The sequence below is a fragment of the Sphingomonas sp. 4RDLI-65 genome (assembly GCF_049472435.1).
In the GTDB taxonomy this organism is placed as follows: Bacteria; Pseudomonadota; Alphaproteobacteria; order Sphingomonadales; family Sphingomonadaceae; genus Sphingomonas.
Map to the genome: position 1 here is coordinate 166,303 of NZ_JBCEBT010000004.1, position 20,015 is coordinate 186,317.

Sequence of the window (20,015 nt, forward strand, 5' to 3'; positions counted from 1 at the left end):
GCGCTTGCTGCGGCTTGCGCCTCAGCCTCCGCTGCCAGCCAGTGCTGCCAGCAACAGCAGCGCGACGATGTTGGTGATCTTGATCATCGGGTTCACCGCGGGGCCGGCGGTGTCCTTGTAGGGATCGCCGACGGTGTCGCCGGTGATCGCCGCCTTGTGCGCTTCGGACCCCTTGCCGCCGTGATGGCCGTCCTCGATGTATTTCTTGGCGTTGTCCCATGCGCCGCCACCGCTCGTCATCGAGATCGCGACGAACAGCCCGGAGACGATCACGCCGAGCAGCATCGCACCTAGCGAAGCGAAGCCGGCGGCCTGGCCCGCGACCGCGGTGATGATGAAATACACGGCAAGCGGGGACAGCACCGGGAGCAACGAGGGTATGATCATCTCCCGGATAGCCGCCTTGGTGACCAGGTCGACCGTCCGTGCGTAGTCGGGGCGGCTGGTGCCGAGCATGATTCCGGGGTTGTTGCGAAACTGCTCGCGGACCTCCTCGACGACCGCGCCGGCTGCACGACCGACCGCGGTCATGCCAAACGCGCCGAACAGGTAGGGGAGCAGCGCGCCGAGGAGCAGGCCGACGATGACGTACGGGTTCGACAGGCTGAAATCGACCGTGACGTCGGGGAAGTAGGTTGCGAGATCGGTGGTGTACGCGCCGAACAGTACCAAAGCGGCAAGCCCCGCCGAGCCGATCGCATAGCCCTTGGTCACCGCCTTGGTGGTGTTGCCGACCGCATCGAGCGCATCGGTCCGCTGACGAACATCATCGGGAAGGCCGGCCATCTCGGCGATCCCGCCCGCATTGTCCGTGACGGGACCATAAGCGTCGAGCGCCACCACCATGCCGGCCTGGGCGAGCATCGCGGTGGCGGCAAACGCGATGCCGATGATCCCGGCCAACTGGTACGCGACGATCACCGCGACGACGATCACCAGCGTCGGCAGCGCGGTGGATTCCAGGCTGATCGCCAGCCCTTGGATGACGTTGGTGCCGTGGCCGGTCTCCGACGCCTTGGCAATCGACTGGACCGGGCGGTGGTTGGTGCCGGTGTAATATTCGGTGATCCACACGATCAGCCCGGTGACGACGAGCCCGATCATCATCGACCAGAACAGGTCCATGCCGGTGAAGCTCTGCGTCAGCGAAGGTGCCGCCTGCGTCGTGAGATCGTCGGTCATGGGATCGAGGAACCCGGCGCCGCCGATCACCCGGTGGAGGTCGCCGAGCACGTACTGCGTGGCGAGGTAGATCGCCGGAATCGACAGGATCGTCGAGGTAAAGAACCCCTTGTAGAGCGCGCCCATGATGCTGCCGCCACCTAGCCGGACCATGTACGTACCGATGATCGAGGTGACGATGCACACCCCGCCGACGAGCAGCGGAAGCGTCATCAGCCGCATCAGTTCGGCACCGCTCGCCTGGATCAGCAGCGCGATCGAGATCATCGTCACGCCCAACGTGACGACGTAGGTCTCGAACAGATCGGCGGCCATGCCCGCGCAATCGCCGACGTTATCGCCGACATTGTCCGCGATCACGGCGGGGTTGCGGGGATCGTCCTCGGGAATGCCGGCCTCGACCTTGCCGACCAGATCCGCGCCGACGTCCGCCGCCTTGGTGAAGATGCCGCCGCCTAATCGCGCGAAGATCGAGATCAGCGATGCGCCGAACGCGAGCGCGGTGAGCGCCTCGACGATAATCCGGTCATTGGGCGCATGGCCCGCGGGACCGGTGAGGTACCAGAAGAACGCGCTGATCGCGAGCAGGCCTAGGCCCGCCACGAGCATGCCGGTGACCGCGCCGGACCGGAACGCCATGGTCAGCCCGGCTTGCAGCGACGTCCGCGCGGCCTCGGCAGTGCGCACGTTGGCGCGGACCGAAATGTTCATCCCGACATAGCCCGCGACGCCCGACAGCACCGCGCCGATGACGAAGCCGATCGTCGAGATCAGGCCGAGCGTGAAGAGCAGGATCGCCGCGACGATGACTCCGACGATCGCGATGGTGGTGTATTGGCGCCCCAGATAGGCCTTCGCGCCTTCCTGGATAGCGGCGGCGATGTCCTGCATCTTCTCGTTGCCGGGGGAGGCGGCGAGCACCTGTCGACTGGTGACGAAACCATATAGGACGGCGATGACGCCGCAGATCATGGCCAAATAGACGGTCGTCATACGGCGCTATCCCTCTTGTCAGGTCCTCTCCGGTCCCGACTTTGCCGAGTCCCGAAGGGGGAGCCTATCAGCGCGGGGGTATTGCGCAAGTTATCCGCGTGGGGCGTGCTCGTAACCTAGACTTGGCGGGAGCGGGACGCAGGTGCCGGAGTCGTGGAGGGTGAGGCCTGATCCTGCCGAGAACACGCCGATGCGCGTGGCGTCGGTGACGAAATCTTGCGGTGCAGCAAAAAGGAGTTGGTAGTCGTCGCCGGCGGTCGCTGCGGCCAACCGGTCGCCCGAGAAGGCTTCGTAGGCGTCGGAGAGGGGGACGCGGGCGAGATCGATCGTTACCGCGAGACCGCTGGCGCGTGCCATGCGGGACGCGTCGATGAGCAGGCCGTCGGACACGTCCATCATCGCGTGGACGTGGGGGGCGAGGATGCGGCCGTCGGCGAGTCGCGGCTGTGGCCGGCGGTAAGCGGCGAGCAGTTCGGGCGGGCCATCCGCGCCGAGGGCGATAGCAAGTCCTGCGCCGGCATCGCCGATCGTACCCGTGACGTAGAGCGCATCGCCTCCTCGGGCGCCGTTGCGAGCGGGGGCGGCGGCGTCGCTCCCGAATGCGGTGACTGTAAGCACGCGGGGGGCGTCTGGGGGAAGGGTGACGGTGTCGCCGCCGATGATCCTGGTATCGAACGTCGTCAAGACTTCCGCGAGCCCCTTGAGAAACTCGCGATCCCACGCGTCGTCGCCGAGCGGATAGTTGAGGAGGATGCCTTCGGGCTTCGCCCCCTTGGCAGCCAGATCGGAGAGGTTGGTCGCGACCAGCTTCCACGCAACGTCCTGCGCGGGGTCGGTCGGGATGAAGTGGACGCCTTCGACCAGCGTGTCGGTGGTGACGACGAGCGGGCCCGCGTCGAGCAGCGCAGTATCGTCGTTGAGGCCGCGCGCTGCCGGATGCAGCGGGAGTTCGCGCAAGGCGGCAATGAACTCGGCCTCGGTCACGCAAATCCTCCCCGGAACGGGGAGGGGGACCGTCCGCAAAGCGGAGGGTGGAGGGGGCGTGCTGCGAGCGTTACGCCAGTGGGGTGCATCCCGGCCGCGAAAGAAGGTCCGTCGCGCTCAACCACCGGTACGCTTGCGGAAGCCCCCCTCCACCATGCTGCGCATGGTCCCCCTCCCCGTGCCGGGGAGGATTTAGGCACGCACGTCCTTGGCGATCCCGTCGAGCAGCCCGTTCACGAAGCCCGACTCGCGCTTGTCGTAGAACGCATGCGCGACGTCGACATATTCGCTGATCACCGCGGCCACCGGCACGTCCTTGCGCGCGAGTAGCTCATACGTGCCGACGCGGATGATCGCCTTCATCGGCTTGTCGAGCCGCGCGAGCGTCCAGCCCTTGGCGAGCTTGCCCTCGATCAGCACGTCGATCTCGCCCGCGCGGGCGTTTGCACCGGTCACGAGGTCATCGAAGAAATCGACGTCCGCTTCGGCATATTCGACGTCTTCGATCGTCGCGCCGAGCCGGTGCTGGTGGAATTCGTTGAGCAGGACGGGCATCGCGGTGCCCTCCATCTCGTGCTGGTAGGTCGCCTGGACGGCGGCGAGGCGAGCGGCGGCACGCGCCTTGGTGCGGGGGGCGGTTCGAGTCATAAGCGGTTGCCTGTAGGCGCGGGGGGGCTGTGTGTCAGCCCTTTGCGTTTCGGGCGGAACGGGAAGAAGGTTTGTTCACGCGGAGGCGCGGAGATGTTGCGTGCGGCGCAGCCGCTTCGATCTCTTCATCCGCCGATGATTGAAGGGCCGCTATGCGGCAAGGTCGACACCTCCGCGTCTCCGCGCCTCCGCGTGAACCAATCTAACTGTTGAGCCGCAGCCGCAAAGCCACCGATTTTGCGTGGGCAGGCAGGCCCTCGGCGTTCGCCAGCGCGACTGTGGCAGGGCCGAGTTCGCGCAAGGCAGCTTCGTCCAGAGCCAAGAAACTGGTGCGCTTCATGAAGTCTAGCACCGACAGCCCCGACGCAAACCGCGCCCGGCGGCCGGTGGGGAGGACGTGGTTCGGCCCGGCGACGTAATCGCCGATCGCCTCGGGGGTGTAACGGCCGAGGAACACCGAGCCTGCGTGGCGGATGCGGTCGAAGAAACCTTGCGGGTCGGGGATTGCCAGCTGGAGATGCTCGGCAGCAAGGCGGTCGACTAGCGGGATCGCGTCGGCCAGCGTCTCGACGACGATGATCGCGCCGTTGGTGTCCCACGCGACGCGCGCGACCGCTTCGGTGGCAAGCTCGTGCAACTGGCGATCGACCGCGGCCACGACCTTGTCGGCGAACGCCGCGTCGTCGGTGAAAAGGATCGACTGCGTGCTGGGGTCGTGCTCGGCCTGGCTGAGCAGATCGGCGGCGGTCCATTCGGGGTCGTTGAGCGCGTCCGCGACGACCACGATTTCGCTAGGCCCGGCGACCATGTCGATGCCGACGACGCCGTAGACCTGCCGCTTGGCTTCGGCGACCCAGGCGTTGCCGGGGCCGGTAATGACGTCGACCGGCGTGATCCGGCCGGCGCCGTACGCGAGCGCCGCAACAGCCTGTGCGCCACCGACGCGCCACACTTCGTCGACACCGGCGAGGTGCGCGGCGGCGAGGACCAGTGGGTTGATTTGGCCGTCCGGGGTCGGAGTGACCATCGTCAGCCGCCCGACGCCCGCGACCTTGGCGGGGATCGCGTTCATCAGCAGTGACGAGGGATAGGCGGCGCGGCCACCCGGGACATAGATGCCGGCGGCGTCGACGGGTAACCAGCGCGCGCCGAGGCGGACGCCTGCGGCGTCGACCGAGTCGCTGTCAAGCGGGCGCTGTTTCTCATGGTACGCACGAATACGGGTCGCGGCGAGTTCTAGCGCGGCGCGCAGATCCGGATCGAGCGCGTCGAACGCGGCCTTGCAGTCGGCGGCGTCGATCTGCCAGCCCGTGGCTTCCAGATCGTGGCGATCATGCTTCTGCGTGAGATCGCGGATAGCGGTCTCGCCATCGCGGCGGACGGACGCGATGATCGCAGCGACGTCCTGCGTGACACCAGCGTCGGATTCGCGGCGGTCCTCGACGAGCGCGGTGAAGCGCGTCGCGAAGTCCGTGTCGGATGTAGAGAGGCGGATCACTTGCCCCCCTCCCGCAAGCGGGAGGGGCTGGGGGTGGGCACGCGCTCACCGCTGGCGGTACGCTGGAGGATAGCGCGAGCCCAACCCCCAGCCCCTTCCCGCATGCGGGAAGGGGAGCAGAAGAGCGCGCTCATGCTGCGATCTCCTGCGCTTCGACGGCGCGACGGAATGCCTCGACCAGCGGCACGACACGGCTGCGGGTCTTCATCGCGGCGCGGTTGACGACCAGGCGGCTAGTGACTTCCATGATCGTCTCGACCTCCACCAAGCCGTTCTCAAGCAACGTCCGACCCGACGACACGAGATCGACGATCCGCGGCGCCAAGCCCAAGGTCGGCGCCAACTCCATCGCGCCGTTGAGCTTCACGCACTCAGCCTGGACACCACGGCTCGCAAAATGCGCCGCGGTAACATGCGGATATTTGGTCGCGACGCGGACGTGGCTCCAGCCACGCGGATCATCCTGCGCCGCCATTTCGGCAGGTTCTGCGACCGACAGGCGGCAGTGGCCGATACCAAGATCGACCGGCGCGTAGAGTTCCGAATAGCCGAACTCGGCGATCACGTCCGACCCGACGATCCCCAACTGAGCCGCCCCGTGCGCGACGAAGGTAGCGACGTCGAACGCGCGCACCCGGATCAGCGAGATCGCCGGATCGTTGGTCGCGAACCGCAACGCGCGTGAGTTCTCGTCGGAGAACGACGCTTCGGGATGCACCCCGGCGCGCGCGAGCAACGGCAGGGCCTCGGCGAGGATGCGTCCCTTGGGAACGGCGATGATGATCTGGGAGTCTGGCACGCGCCGGGCTTTACGGGGGGGGCATGGCGGGTGCAACAACCTGCGCATGGCAAATGTAAAGGCAAGTTGCTCGGCGTTCGAAATCCAGGCGGGGTATTGCGCGGCGATGGATGCGCCGATCACGGCGCGGGTTTGCACCGCGCTGGCAGACGCGCTCGATCGTGACAGCGAAACGGGGCGACGGGTGCTCGACTGGGCGGGCGAGCCGGTTGCCGATGCGCTGGCGCTGCGCCTGGTCGGCGGGTTGCACGCCCTGCATCGGTCGGGCGTCGATCCCGCGCTCTCGACCGTGTTCTCCGGCGCGGAGACCGACCCGGTGCGCGTCACGGCAATTTTGAACGCCACGCTCGTCGCGCACGATGCGGCGTTGCTGCCCTGGCTCGACGGGCCGCCGCAGACCAACGAGGCGGCGCGGTCGGCGGGCATGATGACCGGTATGTTGCACCTCGCCGAGCGGTACGGGCCGCGGTTCGAGGTGCTGGAGATCGGATCTAGCGCGGGACTCAACCTGCTGATCGATCGCTATCGGTTCGATCTTGGCGGCGTAAAGGTCGGGCCATCGGCATCGCCGGTGACGATCCGCCCCGAATGGCGTGGCGCGCCGCCGCCAAGCGCTCGGGTCGAGATCGAGTCGACACGCGGCGTCGATATCCAGCCGGTCGACGTCGCCGATCCGGTCGCGGCGGCGCGGCTCGAGGCGTATGTCTGGGTCGATGCGGTCGAGCGGCAGACGCGGCTCGCCACGGCGATTAGTATGGTGCGCGAAGGTGGCGTCGACCTCGTCGAGGGCGATGCGGCCGACTGGGTCGAGGCCCAATTGGCCGAGCCGCAGCCCGAGGGGGTCACGCGCGTGCTGATGCATTCGGTGGTGTGGCAGTATCTGCCGGCGGCATCGCGCGAGCGGATCCGGGTCGCGATGGAGGCGGCGGGGGCACGGGCGACGGTCGAGCGGCCGCTAGGCTGGGTGATGATGGAGCCTAACCGCGATCTGCACCGGCATGAGGTCCGCGTGCGCGGCTGGCCGGGCGAGCGGGCGATGGAACTGGTCGCGCTGACGCATGCGCACGGCGCCTGGGTCGAAGGTCTCGCGGCGCCGTACGAGACGCGCGAGTACGTCATGCGGCGTGGGGCGTACGAGGCGGAATAGGAAACGGCCCGGGATCGCTCCCGGGCCGGCCCGACTTCCTCGAAAAGCTTTAGTAGAAGAAGCCGTTGTTGACCTGCACGACGCGGCCCGAGCGGGTGTCGACCAGGACTACGTCGCGGCCGTAGCGGACCCAGCGCTGATAGCCGTAGCCCGGACGGGGCAGGCGATAGGTCTGATAGTCGTTGATCCAGTAGTTGCGGCCGTAATAGGCCGGTGCGAACCGGTAGCCGACGGTCACTGGGCGGTAATTATAGCCGCGCGGGCCGACATAGGCGGGGCGGCGATAGACGTTGCCGTGCGTGCGGCGATAGTCGCGCCAGTCCTCGCGCGCTTCGCGGCGGTCTTCGCGCAGTTCCTGGCGAGCTTCGCGGACGTCGCCGCGGTCGCCGTAGCGGCGTGCGCGCTGGAGGTCGCGCTGGCTTTCGCGGATTTCACGCTGGTCGCGGCGGACTTCGCCATAGCTCTGTGCGGTGGCGAAAGTGGGGACGAGGGTGGCGGCGACGACGGCCGCGAGGATCATCTTACGCATGACTGCTCTCCTGTGTTCGGTGCCGAATCAACGGCATGGCGGGGGTTTTGCTCCCCCGCCGGTGAACGATCCCCGAATGTGGTCGTCAGGATTTAGACAGGTGGCGCGTGGGTCGTGCGCGTACGGATCAGCCAGCAATGTTTTTACATCCTCCCCCTGGCGGGGGAGGATCGAAAGGGGTCTCAGGTTCCCCAGCGGCGTATTGCGGCGATCACCGCGTCGGGTTTCTGCCACGGTACGAAATGGCCTGCGTCGATCTTCTCGATCGTGAGGTCGGGGACATAGGCGGCGAGGTCGAGTTGGCTTGGCAGCAGCGCGCTGTCCTGCATTCCCCAGATCACCAGCACCGGCATCTTGGTCGGCGGGAACGGTGCATCCAGAAACGCGGGGCGGGGCGGGGTTTCGTCCATCGCGGGGACGACGATCGCGCTGGCGCGGTACCAGTTGAGCATCGCGGTGATCGCGCCGGGCTGGCCCCATTCGTCGAGATAGGCGGCCTTGTCCTCGGCCATGGCGGCGAGGTCGGCGTGCTTCGAGAAGCTGGTGTCGAAGAAGGTTTCGAGGCCGATCGCTGCGATGTGCTTTTCGAGATCGGGGTTGCGGAAGGCGCGGATATACTGGCTGGCGGCGCGCTGTTCGAGGTCGTCGAACATGGTCCGCTGGAAGACGAGCGGATGCGGCGCGTTGATGATGACGAGCTTGGCGATGCGCTCGGGGTGGCGCAGCGCGGCCATCCAGGCGACCGCGCCGCCCCAGTCGTGGCCGACCAGTGTGAAGCGGTCGATGTTCAGGTGATCCGCGAGCGCGATCAGGTCTGCGACGATCTTGTCGGGGGTGTAGCTGTCGACGCCCTCCGGTTTGGAGGAGCGGGCGAAGCCGCGTTGGTCGGGTGCGATGACGTAGTGGTCGCGGGCGAGGTCCGGTACGATGGCGCGCCAGGTGCGGTGTGATTCGGGGAAGCCGTGGAGGAGGATGACGGGCGGGCTGGCCGGGTCGCCGGTGATCGCGACGTCTAGGGTTACGTCGGTGGATAGTGGGATGCGTTGTAGGTCCGACATTGTTCCCCTCCCGCTGGCGGGAGGGGTTAGGGGAGGGCCTACCCGTCGCGCTGCCCCTGGATCATGCCCTCCCCCGACCCCTCCCGCAAGCGGGAGGGGAGCAGAAGGCGTGTGTTCTCCCCTTCCGCTTGCGGGAGGGGCTGGGGGTGGGCTCGCGGCCTATTTCAGACGGAGCGCTCCGCGATGGCGCGGGCCCACCCCCTACCCCCTCCCGCTTGCGGGAGGGGAGAGATCACGGATAGCTTACCGTCTTCGGGATCGCGGGGATTTCGATCCATTCCTTTTCGTCGCCGGGCACCTTCGGAAAGTTGCCCGCATTCCAGTCGCGTTTCGCCTGTTCGATGCGGTCGCGGTTCGAGCTGACGAAGTTCCACCAGACGTGGCGTGGCGTCGTGAACGCGTCGCCGCCGCACAGCATCGCGCGGCCGCCTTGCGCTGACCGCAGCGTTGCGGAGATGCCAGGGCGGAGGACGTAGAGGACTTGTGGCTCCAACTTCACGCCTTCCAGCGTCGCCTCACCCATCGCGAGGTAGATCGCGCGCTCCTCGGCGGCAGCATCGATCGGCACGCTCGCACCCGGATCGAGCGCGATGTCGGCGTAGATCGTGCCCGAATAGGTCGTGGTCGGTGCGGTCTGGCCCCAGAGGCTCCCCATGATGATTCGCGAGCGTGCGCCGTGCGCCTCGATCGTCGGCAGTTGCGCCTTGGTGACGTGCTCGAACGCCGGGTCGATCTCCTCGACCGCCTCGGGCATCGCCAGCCAGGTCTGGATGCCCGACAGGTTCGGCCCTTCGGCGCGCTCGCCACCAGGCGAGCGTTCGGAATGGACGATGCCGTGGCCCGCGGTCATCAGATTGACCGCGCCGGGCTCGATCCGCGCCTGCGTGCCGAGCGAATCACGGTGATCGATCGCACCGTCGAACAAATAGGTGACGGTCGACAGGTTGATATGCGGATGCGGGCGCACGTCGATGCCTTGCCCGATCTCGAGATGCGCGGGGCCCATCTGATCGAAGAACAGGAACGGGCCGACCATCGTCCGCTCCTTGTTCGGCAGCGTGCGGTGGACCTTGAACCCGCCGAGATCGTGCGTCGACGGCAGGATGGTCTGGAGGATGAAATCATCGAGCATGCGCGTTATCCCTTGGCAGGTTCCGTGGCGTCGAGGAGTTCGACCAGGTCTGCGGGATAGAGCGTTTCGTGAAAGCCCGCGATGTCGTTTCGGGAAAACCAGCGGTGACCGACGAGCAGTTGCTTCTCCTGTTCGGTGAGATTGCCCGCCTTCACGTCGCAGGTGTCGACGTCGATCCGGAAATAGCGTTCGTCGGCGGTGACCTCGACGCCTTCGAAGGTGAGGAAGTCGATCGTGCGTTGCGCGACTTCGGGTCCGCAGTCGATGTCGAGGCCGACTTCCTCCCAGAGTTCGCGGCGCGCGGCGGCAGCGTAGCTCTCGCCCGGATCGACCGCGCCGCCGGGGGTGCACCAGAGCGGGGGGCGATCGGTGGGGGTGAAGCGGAACATCAGGACGCGGTTTTGTCCGTCGACCAAAAGTATCCTAGCTGCCGGGCGTGGGGTCCTCACAGCCCGGTGCACCTCCCCGGCGAAGGCCGGGGTCCAGTTGGGAGACAGGGGTAACGATGGACAGCCCGTCGCCATATCGACCTTTCCAACTGGACCCCGGCCTTCGCCGGGGAGGTGCTGGTCGTAGGGAGGCTACCAAGACTCATTCGGCGTCGAGCTCGGGATAGGCGCGGAAAATGCCGTCGGTGTTGAACGCCAAGCGCCGGTCGCTCTTCAGATACGCCTTGATCCCCGGGAGTTCGGCGACCTGATCGTGGATGCGGACGAGGTTCGGATACTCGGGCTCGAGCGTCTTCATGCGCTTGGGGAACATGTAGCGCAGCCCCTCGATCACCTGGAACAGCGACGTGTCGGCATAGCTCCACTTGTGATCGATCAGCCACTCCCCCGGATTGGCCTGCGCCGCATCCTCGAAATGACCGAGATATTTTGGCAGCCGTTCCTCGCGGAACTGTTTCGCGGCGCGCGCGGCTTCGGGTTTCTGGTCGGCGTAATAGTCCATCATCGCGACCGGATGGTGGACGTTGTGGACCTCCGCGACGAGGTCGGCGATCGTCAGCTGGAGCTGGTTGAGCCATAGCCGATCCGCCATGGTCGACGGCGCGAGGCCGTGGCGTTCGCCGAGATACATCAGGATGTTGGCGACCTGCGCGATGACCAGGCCGTCAAGTTCGAGATAGGGCGGTGCGAACGGCGTGCGACCGGTGCGGTCGTTCAGATCGGCCATGAGACCCTCCTCGCCAACGCCGCGCGCGCAATCCTCGTATTCGATCTCGGCGCCTTCCAGCGCGAGCCGGACGAACTCGCCGCGCCCCTGGATGGAGGGCCAGTACCAGAGCTTGTACGCCATCAGCTTTCCCCGGGTGCGCGGGCCTTGATGGCGAGCGCGTGGATCTTCGTGCTCAACAGGTCTGCGAGCGCCTGGTTCACGAGCCGCTGGCGCGCGACGCGATTAAGCCCTTCGAACGTCGGGGTTTCCACCTCGACGCGGAAATGCGTCTCGCCGGTGCCGTCGTCGCCCATGTGGCCGGCATGGAGGCCGCTCTCGTTGACGACGACGAGCTGCGTCGGGGCGAGGGTCGCGGTGAGGCGGGCGGTGATCTGGTCCTGTACGGAGCCGGTGGCGAGGTCTGTCATGCTCCCTATATAGCCCGTTTTGGAAGCGCGGGGAGCCGGTGGCGGACGAGGATCGAAAAGAGCGGAAGGAACGCCCCAGCCCCCGGTTTCACGGCCGCGTGGAAGGGACGGGTCGCGTCTGCATGTGGCGCGACTGCGAGGAGCCCGGCGAATTCCGCGCGCCACCACTTGAGGGACCGAGCGATGGCGGCCCGCCGCAGTTCCGCTGGTTCTGCCTCGAGCATGTCCGCGCGTTCAACTCCGGCTATAATTTCTTCGACGGGATGACCGCGGACGAAATCCACCACGCACAACGACCGATGGCGGGCTGGGAGCGCGAGACGCGGGCGTTCGCGCATGGCGGGGGCGATACGCCGCCGAAATGGGCGGACTTCGCCGATCCGATCGATGCGATCGGTGCACGGTTCGGCGAGCGGATGGCGGCGGCGCGCAAGGACGGCCGCGTGCTGTCCGATGGCGAACGCCGCTCGTTGCGCGTGCTTGGGCTCGGCACGGACACCGACCGCTCACAGCTGCGCAAACGCTACAGCGAACTCGTCCGCCGCTATCATCCCGACCGGAACGGCGGCGACCGGGCGCATGAATCGGAATTGCAGAAGGTGATCGCGGCCTATCAGCACCTGAAGGGCGCCGCCGCGTTCGCCTGACACCGCTATACGCACGCGCCTTTCCGATCGGCTATTTGCACGCGCCGATCAGTCGCCCGGTCGATCGGCTGGTCATCGTCATCGGCATGCCGCCGGTCACGACCGAGCGGCCGGCGCTGGTGTAGCTGGTTGGCGTAAAGCTTCCCGTGCTGGTCATCCGGGTCACTTGGCCGCTGCTGGTGCAGGTCATGTCCGATGCGAGCTTGCCGCCAACCATCGAATATTTGTCGAACACGCAGGATTTGTTGGTCTGCATCAGGACTTGCGGGCCGCGCGCGGCATCGGCCGGGGTGATGCAATGCTTCACCTTGGTGGTCTTGCCGCGCATCATGTTGGCGACGAACGCTGGGGCGCCGGGCATGTCGACCGTGTCGATCGTCACCGCGATCTCCCACAAGCCCGGTTGGACGCCCGACGATTGCGCCAGCGCGAGGGCGGGCAACGTGGCTGCGATCACTGCCAATAGCGTCTTGCCGTTATAACCGATCATTGCCTGGTTCCTCATTCGAGTGACGGGACCGTGTCGTTGCCGCCTGCGCCCGTGATCGCGGCGGCGGTAATCCAAGGCGCATCGAGATCGCGGACCCGCGTGGCATGCGGGTCGTGCATGTCGGCGGTCCACGATCGCTTCGAAGCCGCCATGGATCATCCGCGTGGCGTCGAACGGCACCTCGCCCATCGCCGCGATGCGCGGATCGACCATAGGCGCCCGATCAGGCCTGGATGGCAAGCGGAGTCCGAACCCGGGGGTAATGTGAATCGACGGGAACCGTGGACGCGCCGGTCGGTTCGATACATTCTTCCTGTTTTCCGTCGAAGGTGGCGGTTGAGTAACTGCCCGTGCTTGGCCTAGAGCTACCGGGAACACGAGGCCAACATGACCGATATCCCGAATACCCAGCCCGATAGCCGCGAGACCACGATCCTCGACGCACCCGACCGCATGGTGAAGGTGCGCGAGATGTTCGGGATCGATTCCGACATGGAAGTGCCGGCGTTTTCCGAAGCCGACGAGCGCGTCCCCGATCTCGATCCGGCGTACGTCTTCGATGCCGATACGACGCTCGCCGTGCTGGCGGGTTTTGCGCATAACCGTCGCGTGATGGTCCAGGGCTATCACGGCACCGGCAAGTCGACGCATATCGAGCAGGTCGCGGCGCGCCTGAAATGGCCGTGCATCCGCATCAACCTCGACGCGCATATCAGCCGCATCGACCTGATCGGCCGCGATGCGATCGTCCTGAAGGACGGCCAGCAGATCACCGAGTTCCGCGAAGGCCTGCTGCCTTGGGCGTTGCAGACGCCGACCGCGCTGGTGTTCGACGAATATGACGCGGGCCGCCCGGATGTGATGTTCGTGATCCAGCGCGTGCTGGAGACCGAGGGCAAGCTGACCTTGCTCGACCAGAACCGCGTGATCCGCCCGAACCCGTGGTTCCGCCTGTTCGCGACCGCCAACACGGTCGGCTTGGGCGATACGAGCGGGCTGTATCACGGCACGCAGCAGATCAACCAGGGTCAGATGGACCGCTGGAACATCGTCGTCACGCTCAACTACCTCCCCGCCAAGGTCGAGGCGCAGATCGTCCTTGCCAAGTCGGGTGAGTATGACAAGCCCGACGGCAAGAAGGTCGTGGAGAACATGGTCCGCGTTGCCGACATGACGCGCAAGGGGTTCGTCAACGGCGACATCTCGACCGTGATGAGCCCGCGTACGGTGATCACCTGGGCGCAGAATGCGCTGATCTTCGGCGACGTCGGCTTTGCGTTCCGGTTGAGCTTCCTCAACAAGTGCGACGAGGCGGAACGGCCGCTGGTCGCCGAATATTACCAGCGCGTGTTCGGCAAGGACCTCCCCGAGAGCGTGGTGGGTAAGGCCTGAGCCTTTGGCCAACGAAACCCCTCTCGATCGCTTCAAGGCGGTCCTTGCCGGCACGGCGCGCGCGATTTCGGAGGAGCCGGAGGTCGAGCTCGCCTTCACCGCGGATGCACCGGCGCAGTCGGGCAAGCACATCAAGGTGCCGATGCCCGCGCGTGCTCTACCGATTGAGCAGGTGGCCGAGGCGCGTGGGTTTGCGGATGGCTTTGCGCTGCGGTTGAAGCTGCACGACATTGCGCTGCATAATCGCGCTGCGCCGATCGAGGCGGTGGCGCGCGCGGTTTTCGATTCCGTCGAGACCGCACGAGTCGAGGCGCTCGGGTCGCGCGGCTATGCGGGGATTACCGAGAACCTCGAACGTGCCCTCGACGTGCGCCTGCGGGCGGACCCGATCACGCGCGCGCGCAATCGTGACGAGGTGCCGCTGTCGACCGCGCTTGGCCTGATGGTCCGCGAGCGGCTGACCGGGCAGGAGTCTCCCGCGATCGCGGCACCCGGCCTCGCGCTGGTTCGCGAGTGGATCGAGAGCAAGACCGATCTCGACGCGCTCGCCTATGCGCTCGACGACCAGAAGGCGTTCCAGGGTCTCGCGCGGAAAATGTTGCAGGAGCTGGAACTGGTCGAAGGCGATCAGGTCCCCGAGGAAAGCGACGAGGGCGGCTCCGAGGACGAGGGTACCGACGAGCAGCAGCAGGACGAGGGCGACGAAGGCGACGACCAGGGCGAGGACGGCCAGGGCGAAGTCGAGGCGCGCGGCGAGCAGTCCGAGCAGCAGAACGAGGAAAGCGACGGCCAGGAGCAAAGCGACGAGTCGATGGACGACATCGACGGCGAGCCCGGCGACGACGGCGAGGAAGGCATGCAGCCGGTCCGCCCGAACCGTCCCTTCGCGGACATGAGCGGCGCGTTCGACTACAAGCCGTGGACGACGCAGTTCGACGAGGTGATCGCCGCCACCGAGCTGTGCGACGCCGACGAACTGGCGCGTCTGCGCGGCTACCTCGACCAGCAGCTCGTGCACCTGCAATCGACCGTGTCGAAGCTCGCCAACCGATTGCAGCGACGGCTGATGGCGCAGCAGTCGCGGTCGTGGGATTTCGATCAGGAGGAGGGCATCCTCGACGCGGCGCGCCTCGCGCGCGTGATCGTCAACCCGACGCTGTCGCTAAGCTACAAGGCCGAGCGCGAGACCGATTTCCGCGACACCGTGGTGACGCTGCTGATCGACAATTCGGGATCGATGCGCGGACGCCCGATCTCGATCGCGGCGATCAGCGCGGACATCCTCGCGCGCACTCTGGAGCGGTGCGGTGTGAAGACCGAGATCCTTGGCTTTACGACGCGCGCCTGGAAGGGCGGACAGAGCCGCGAGACTTGGCTCGCCGCGGGGCGTCCGCCACAGCCGGGACGGCTCAACGACATTCGCCACATCGTCTACAAGCGCGCCGACGAGCCGTGGCGGCGTGCGCGCAACTCGCTGGGCCTGATGATGCGCGAGGGGTTGCTGAAGGAGAACATCGACGGCGAGGCGCTGATGTGGGCGCATGCCCGGCTGGTCGCGCGGCCCGAGGAACGCCGCATCCTGATGGTGATCAGCGACGGCGCCCCGGTCGACGATTCGACGCTCAGCGTGAACTCGGGCTCGTATCTGGAACGCCATCTGCGGCAGGTGATCGGCTGGATAGAGAGCAAGTCGCCGGTCGAGCTTGTCGCGATCGGTATCGGCCACGACGTCACCCGCTACTACGCGCGCGCCGTCACGATCATGGACGTCGAGCAGCTCGGCGGCACGATCATCGAACAGCTGGCCTCGCTGTTCGATACCGAGTGATCCGCGGGCGGGCGGCGTGATCGCTGCGCCAGCCAGCGGGTTCCACGGACCCGTGAAGCGCTCGATCACGATCGCCGGCCACCAGACTTCGATCAGCCTGGAACCCATCTTCTGGCAAGCGCTGGAAGCGGCCGCGACACGTCTTTCTCTACCGCTGTCCGCGCTCGTCGCTGAGATCGATGCAGTCCGTATCCTGGCCGCCGACCCGCCCAACTTGGCCAGCGCCCTGCGGACATGGTTGTTCGCACAACATGCTGTAATAATTAGTCGCAATAGCATTGACTCTGCGAACGGCTCTCAATAGCGCGCTCCTCAAATAAGGGGATTTTCGCTATATGACTATCGCATCGTCGCGCTCGACCACCGGCTCCGCTTTTCTCGCGCTGTCCTGCGTCGGGTTTATCGCGAGCGCACCGGTGCAGGCGGCGGACAATGCGAAACCTGCCACCACGGAACAGGATCAGAAGGCGCGTGCCGAACGCGACGAGATCGTCGTGAACGGCAAGTCCGTCGCAGCGGTCGCGGTCGAGAGCCCCAAGGCGACGTCGGCGCTGATCGACACGCCGCAGACCATAACCGTCATCAGCGACCAGGTGTTGCGCAAACAGAATCTGCAGACGTTGCGCGACGCGCTGCAGACGATTCCAGGCATCACCTTCGGCGCGGGCGAAGGCGGCGGCGGGTACGGCGACAGCATCAACCTGCGCGGCTATTCGGCGAACAACGACATCACCATCGACGGCATCCGCGACAGTGCGCAGTACAGCCGCACCGATCCGTTCAACCTTCAGCAGATCGAGGTCTATAACGGCGCGAACTCGGTCTTCAACGGATCGGGATCGGTCGGCGGGACGATCAACCTCGTCACCAAGGAGCCACGCCCCGAGACGCTGACGATCGCGCAAGGCTCGGTCGGCACCGACGACTATTACCGTGGCGCGATCGACAGCAACGTCCGCGTGAACGATCTGGTCGCGGTCCGCCTGAACGGTGCGTATCACCGCAACGACGTGCCGGGGCGCGACGTCGAGCGCTACAAGCGCTGGGGCATTGCGCCGTCGGTGACGATCGGCGTCGGCGGCCCGACCAGCCTGACGCTCGCCTATGTCCATCAGGAGGACCGCAATACGCCGATCTTCGGCGTGCCCTATTACAAGAACGCGCTGTACGACGGCGAACTGCCCGGGGTCGATCGCAGCGACTATTTCGGGATCAGCAATCTCGACCGCCAGGATACGACGGTCGACCGCTTCACCGCGACGTTGCGTCACCGCATCGACGAGCATCTGTCCATACGCAACCTGACGCGCTGGCAGCGGGTCGGCCAGTACAGCGTGACCAGCGCACCGCAGGGCACCTATTGCCTCGCCGCGACCAACCAGACGCCGACCGGCACCGCATGCACGGCCTCGCTGACCAACGTCGTCGATTCGGCCGGCGTGTTCCGCACCCCGGCCAACCCGCTGGTGCTGACCGTGGCGCCGGGGAATTTCCAGCCGAACGGGCCGCGTGGCCTCGTCCGCGACCAGGAGAACCAGCTGCTGGTCAACCAGACCGATATCCGCTTCGAGACGGGCGAGAAGGGCGGCATCCGCAACGTCGCGAACATCGGCATGTCGGCATCGGTCGAGGATTATGCGATCGACACGTCGTCGCTGCTCCGCAACACGCTTGGCCAGGCGCTGGTCGCGCCGCCGATCAGCATCGCCGACCCGAACACGGTGTGGACCGGGCCGATCAACCCGACGCTTACCGCACAATCCAAGGCGGAGACGACCAACGTTGCGGTCTATGCGTTCGATACGCTGGAGCTTGGCCGGTATTTCGAGCTGAACGGCGGCGTGCGCTGGGAATCGCAACGCGCAACCTTCCGGACGCTGCCGCTCGCGGTCGTACCGCCGGGCACGGTCGCGCTGACCGCGGCGCAGCAGGTGCCGCAGGAGAGCAACGAACGGCTGTTTTCGTACCGTGTCGGCGCGGTGTTCCATCCGGTGCAGGACGTCAGCATCTATGGCGGCTACGGCAATTCGAAGACGCCGTCGTCGGCGACCGTGCGGCTTGGCTGCGGGTCGCCGACGACCATCGTCGTCGCGGGCCAGACAGTCGCCTATGACCCCTGCCAGACCGCGCCCGAGACCGCGAAGAACTATGAGGTCGGCGTGAAGGCCGGTCTGTTCGGGCGCCGTCTCGAACTGACTGCGGCGGTGTTCCGCAACGAGCGGACCAATTTTCGCATCGCCTCTAACGATCCGACGCTGCCCGCCGCGACGCAGGTGCTCGATGGTCGCAGCCGGGTCGATGGCGTGGCGCTGGGCGCGTCGGGCAACGTGACGCGCAACTGGACGATCTTCGCCAACTACACCTATCTCGACGGTGAGATCCTTCAGGCGACCTCCAACGCGTGCATTGCCAATCCCGGCAACGGCACCGCGACCAACAATCCGTGCGGCAATTCCGCCGCGGTGCCCGACCCGCAACGCGGCACGCTGTTCATGCAGACGCCCAAGCATTCGGGCAGCCTGTTCACGACCTACAAGCTGCCGTTCGGGCTCGAGGTCGGCTACGGCCTGACCTATCAGGGCAGCTTCGCCCTGAACGCCGCGAGCCTGGCCGCGCCGACGCAGTTCAAGTCGGACGACTATCTGATCCACCGTGGCTATCTTGCCTATACGTTCGGCGGTGGGCTTACCGCGCAGGTCAACGTCCAGAACTTCACCAACGAGAAATACTATACCGGCATCCGCAACAATGGCTGGGCGACGCCGAGCGAAGCGCGGTCGGCGGTGCTGAGCGTATTCTACAGCTTCTGAGGACGGCGGGGGCGGGCGTCCGCTTCCCCGGCGATTGACGCACCACGATCCGCCATGCCACGCCGTCGCGCATGCAGGGCGGAGTGAATGGCGGATGAGCAGGCTGGCGGTGCGACGCGCATGGTTCCAGGTTCACAAGTGGATCGGGCTGGTGCTGGCGATCCTGATCATCCCGTTGTCGCTCAGCGGCGCGGCGTTGGTCTGGCATGATGCGCTCGACCGGATCGTCGATCCGGCGCGTTATGCGGTCTCGGGGACGACCCTGCTCGGACCGGATGCCTATGTCGTGGCCGCGCGCGCGGCGCTGAAGCACGGCGAGCGCATCGCGCTCCTGACGCTGCCGGAGGGTGGCGGACCGGTGGTAGTCGCGGCGAGTGCGGGAAGCGCACCGGTGCGGGCGGGGCCACCGCAGCGGACGATGGTGTATCTCGACCCGCCGACCGCGCGCGTGCTGGAGGTTTCGCCGTCGAATGGTGGGCTCGTACGGTTTCTGCATGTTCTCCACGGGAGCCTGCAACTGCCGGGTGTCGGGCGGTCGATCGTCGGCTGGATTGGCGTGGCGATGATGGTGTCGTGCTTTACCGGGCTGTGGCTGTGGTGGCCGACGATCGGCAAGTGGACGCGCGGGCTGCGGTTTCGGCGGCATCGTGACGTCGATACCAACCTGCACCATCTGTTCGGGTTCTGGATCGCGCTGCCGTTGTTCGTGCTGTCGCTGACGGGGGCGTGGATTTCGTTTCCGCAGTTTTTCGGGAAGATCACCGGCGAGGCTTCGCGGCCGCGAGGCGGTCCCGATCGCGGCGCGATGATGCGTGCGAAACCGTTGGCGAAACCGGCTCAGCCGCTCGACGTGGCGATCGGCAAGGCGCGGGCGCTGGCGGGTGGCGCACCGCTTCGCAGCGTGGCGTGGCCGACCGATCTCAGTGCCGACTGGACTGTGACGTTCGCGCGTGGGCGGACTCCGGTGGGGGTGAAGATCGCCGACGATACCGGGGGTGCGACTGCGGCGCCGGCGCGGGCTCAGGGCGGCGTCGCGCGGTGGATGCGGCGGATCCATGACGGCACCGACATGGGTGCGCTGTGGCAGTTCGTGATTTTCCTCGGGGGGATCTTGCCGGCGGTGTTGGCGGTGACCGGGGTGATCATGTGGTGGCGTGCGCGTGAGTGGAAGGCGGAGCTCGCGGCGCGGCGAGCTGCGTGAACTTTCCCTCTCCCCGTTGGGGAGAGGGAAGGAGGAGCTCTTGCGACGGGAGGGTTAGGGGTAGTTGGGAATAACGTCCCGAGCCTCATGC

20 protein-coding genes are annotated in these 20,015 nt (G+C 66.5%); 7 read left to right on the forward strand and 13 right to left on the reverse strand.

All coding sequences use genetic code 11. The features are described 5' to 3' along the window. Window positions 1-21: 21 nt before the first annotated feature. From VH567_RS11380 to hisG, 5 genes are all read right to left on the reverse strand, one after another. The gene (locus VH567_RS11380) at window positions 22-2,175 is read right to left on the reverse strand and encodes a sodium-translocating pyrophosphatase (protein WP_423326156.1); all 2,154 of its coding nucleotides are present in this window, start codon (window positions 2,173-2,175) and stop codon (window positions 22-24) included. 90 nt (window positions 2,176-2,265) lie between these two features. After that, entirely contained in the window at window positions 2,266-3,159 is an 894-nt protein-coding gene (thiL, locus tag VH567_RS11385) for a thiamine-phosphate kinase (RefSeq protein WP_423326158.1), read from the reverse strand. Between the two features lie 192 nt (window positions 3,160-3,351). Further along, window positions 3,352-3,807, reverse strand: coding sequence for a transcription antitermination factor NusB (gene nusB, locus VH567_RS11390; protein WP_307087367.1), 456 nt, complete (start codon window positions 3,805-3,807; stop codon window positions 3,352-3,354). Window positions 3,808-4,009: 202 nt separating this feature from the next. Beyond that, window positions 4,010-5,305: a histidinol dehydrogenase gene (hisD, locus tag VH567_RS11395; RefSeq protein ID WP_423326160.1), complete on the reverse strand. Its 1,296-nt coding sequence runs from the start codon at window positions 5,303-5,305 to the stop codon at window positions 4,010-4,012. Window positions 5,306-5,435: 130 nt separating this feature from the next. Further along, window positions 5,436-6,104, reverse strand: coding sequence for an ATP phosphoribosyltransferase (hisG, locus tag VH567_RS11400; protein ID WP_243693365.1), 669 nt, complete (start codon window positions 6,102-6,104; stop codon window positions 5,436-5,438). A gap of 46 nt (window positions 6,105-6,150) precedes the next feature. Between hisG and VH567_RS11405 the strand changes: the two genes are divergently transcribed. Then, window positions 6,151-7,251, forward strand: a complete 1,101-nt coding sequence (locus VH567_RS11405; protein WP_423326163.1) for a DUF2332 domain-containing protein — start codon at window positions 6,151-6,153, stop codon at window positions 7,249-7,251. Between the two features lie 49 nt (window positions 7,252-7,300). Here VH567_RS11405 and VH567_RS11410 read toward each other — a convergent pair whose 3' ends face one another. The 6 genes from VH567_RS11410 to VH567_RS11435 all read right to left on the reverse strand — a co-directional run bounded on the left by VH567_RS11410 (window position 7,301) and on the right by VH567_RS11435 (window position 11,556). Beyond that, window positions 7,301-7,780: an RcnB family protein gene (locus tag VH567_RS11410; RefSeq protein WP_423326165.1), complete on the reverse strand. Its 480-nt coding sequence runs from the start codon at window positions 7,778-7,780 to the stop codon at window positions 7,301-7,303. A gap of 182 nt (window positions 7,781-7,962) precedes the next feature. Next, window positions 7,963-8,838: an alpha/beta fold hydrolase gene (locus tag VH567_RS11415; RefSeq protein WP_423326167.1), complete on the reverse strand. Its 876-nt coding sequence runs from the start codon at window positions 8,836-8,838 to the stop codon at window positions 7,963-7,965. Between the two features lie 232 nt (window positions 8,839-9,070). After that, window positions 9,071-9,970: a pirin family protein gene (locus VH567_RS11420; protein ID WP_423326169.1), complete on the reverse strand. Its 900-nt coding sequence runs from the start codon at window positions 9,968-9,970 to the stop codon at window positions 9,071-9,073. 5 nt (window positions 9,971-9,975) lie between these two features. After that, the gene (locus VH567_RS11425) at window positions 9,976-10,359 is read right to left on the reverse strand and encodes an NUDIX hydrolase (protein WP_423326171.1); all 384 of its coding nucleotides are present in this window, start codon (window positions 10,357-10,359) and stop codon (window positions 9,976-9,978) included. Window positions 10,360-10,561: 202 nt separating this feature from the next. Further along, complete coding sequence (locus VH567_RS11430; protein ID WP_423326173.1) at window positions 10,562-11,269, reverse strand: glutathione S-transferase; 708 nt, start codon at window positions 11,267-11,269, stop codon at window positions 10,562-10,564. Next, window positions 11,269-11,556 carry a BolA family protein gene (locus VH567_RS11435; protein ID WP_423326175.1) on the reverse strand — a complete coding sequence of 96 codons (288 nt, stop codon included), beginning with the start codon at window positions 11,554-11,556 and terminating at the stop codon, window positions 11,269-11,271. The genes VH567_RS11430 and VH567_RS11435 overlap by 1 nt, the downstream gene beginning before the upstream one ends. A 122-nt stretch (window positions 11,557-11,678) precedes the next feature. On the opposite strand from VH567_RS11435, the gene VH567_RS11440 reads away from it, so the two are divergent. Continuing rightward, entirely contained in the window at window positions 11,679-12,203 is a 525-nt protein-coding gene (locus VH567_RS11440) for a J domain-containing protein (protein ID WP_423326177.1), read from the forward strand. A 31-nt stretch (window positions 12,204-12,234) separates the two neighbouring features. On the opposite strand, the gene VH567_RS11445 is transcribed toward VH567_RS11440, so the two are convergent. Both VH567_RS11445 and VH567_RS11450 read right to left on the reverse strand, forming a co-directional pair. Continuing rightward, window positions 12,235-12,693 carry a DUF3617 domain-containing protein gene (locus VH567_RS11445; RefSeq protein WP_423326179.1) on the reverse strand — a complete coding sequence of 153 codons (459 nt, stop codon included), beginning with the start codon at window positions 12,691-12,693 and terminating at the stop codon, window positions 12,235-12,237. A gap of 11 nt (window positions 12,694-12,704) precedes the next feature. After that, the gene (locus VH567_RS11450; protein ID WP_423326181.1) at window positions 12,705-12,845 is read right to left on the reverse strand and encodes a hypothetical protein; all 141 of its coding nucleotides are present in this window, start codon (window positions 12,843-12,845) and stop codon (window positions 12,705-12,707) included. Window positions 12,846-13,080: 235 nt separating this feature from the next. Here VH567_RS11450 and cobS point away from each other — a divergent pair, with 235 nt between their 5' ends. The 5 genes from cobS (at window position 13,081) to VH567_RS11475 (ending at window position 19,924) form a co-directional block, all read left to right on the forward strand. Beyond that, a complete protein-coding gene (gene cobS, locus VH567_RS11455; protein WP_055874633.1) occupies window positions 13,081-14,085 on the forward strand; it encodes a cobaltochelatase subunit CobS in 1,005 nt (334 codons plus the stop codon). 4 nt (window positions 14,086-14,089) lie between these two features. Further along, window positions 14,090-15,913, forward strand: coding sequence for a cobaltochelatase subunit CobT (cobT, locus tag VH567_RS11460; RefSeq protein WP_423326183.1), 1,824 nt, complete (start codon window positions 14,090-14,092; stop codon window positions 15,911-15,913). Next, window positions 15,903-16,217: a ribbon-helix-helix domain-containing protein gene (locus VH567_RS11465; RefSeq protein ID WP_423326538.1), complete on the forward strand. Its 315-nt coding sequence runs from the start codon at window positions 15,903-15,905 to the stop codon at window positions 16,215-16,217. The genes cobT and VH567_RS11465 overlap by 11 nt, the downstream gene beginning before the upstream one ends. Before the next feature lie 31 nt (window positions 16,218-16,248). Next, window positions 16,249-18,723, forward strand: a complete 2,475-nt coding sequence (locus VH567_RS11470; RefSeq protein WP_423326185.1) for a TonB-dependent receptor — start codon at window positions 16,249-16,251, stop codon at window positions 18,721-18,723. Window positions 18,724-18,817: 94 nt separating this feature from the next. Further along, window positions 18,818-19,924 (forward strand): PepSY-associated TM helix domain-containing protein, encoded by a 1,107-nt coding sequence (locus tag VH567_RS11475; protein ID WP_423326187.1) that lies wholly within the window; start codon window positions 18,818-18,820, stop codon window positions 19,922-19,924. The last annotated feature ends 91 nt before the right edge of the window (window positions 19,925-20,015 follow it).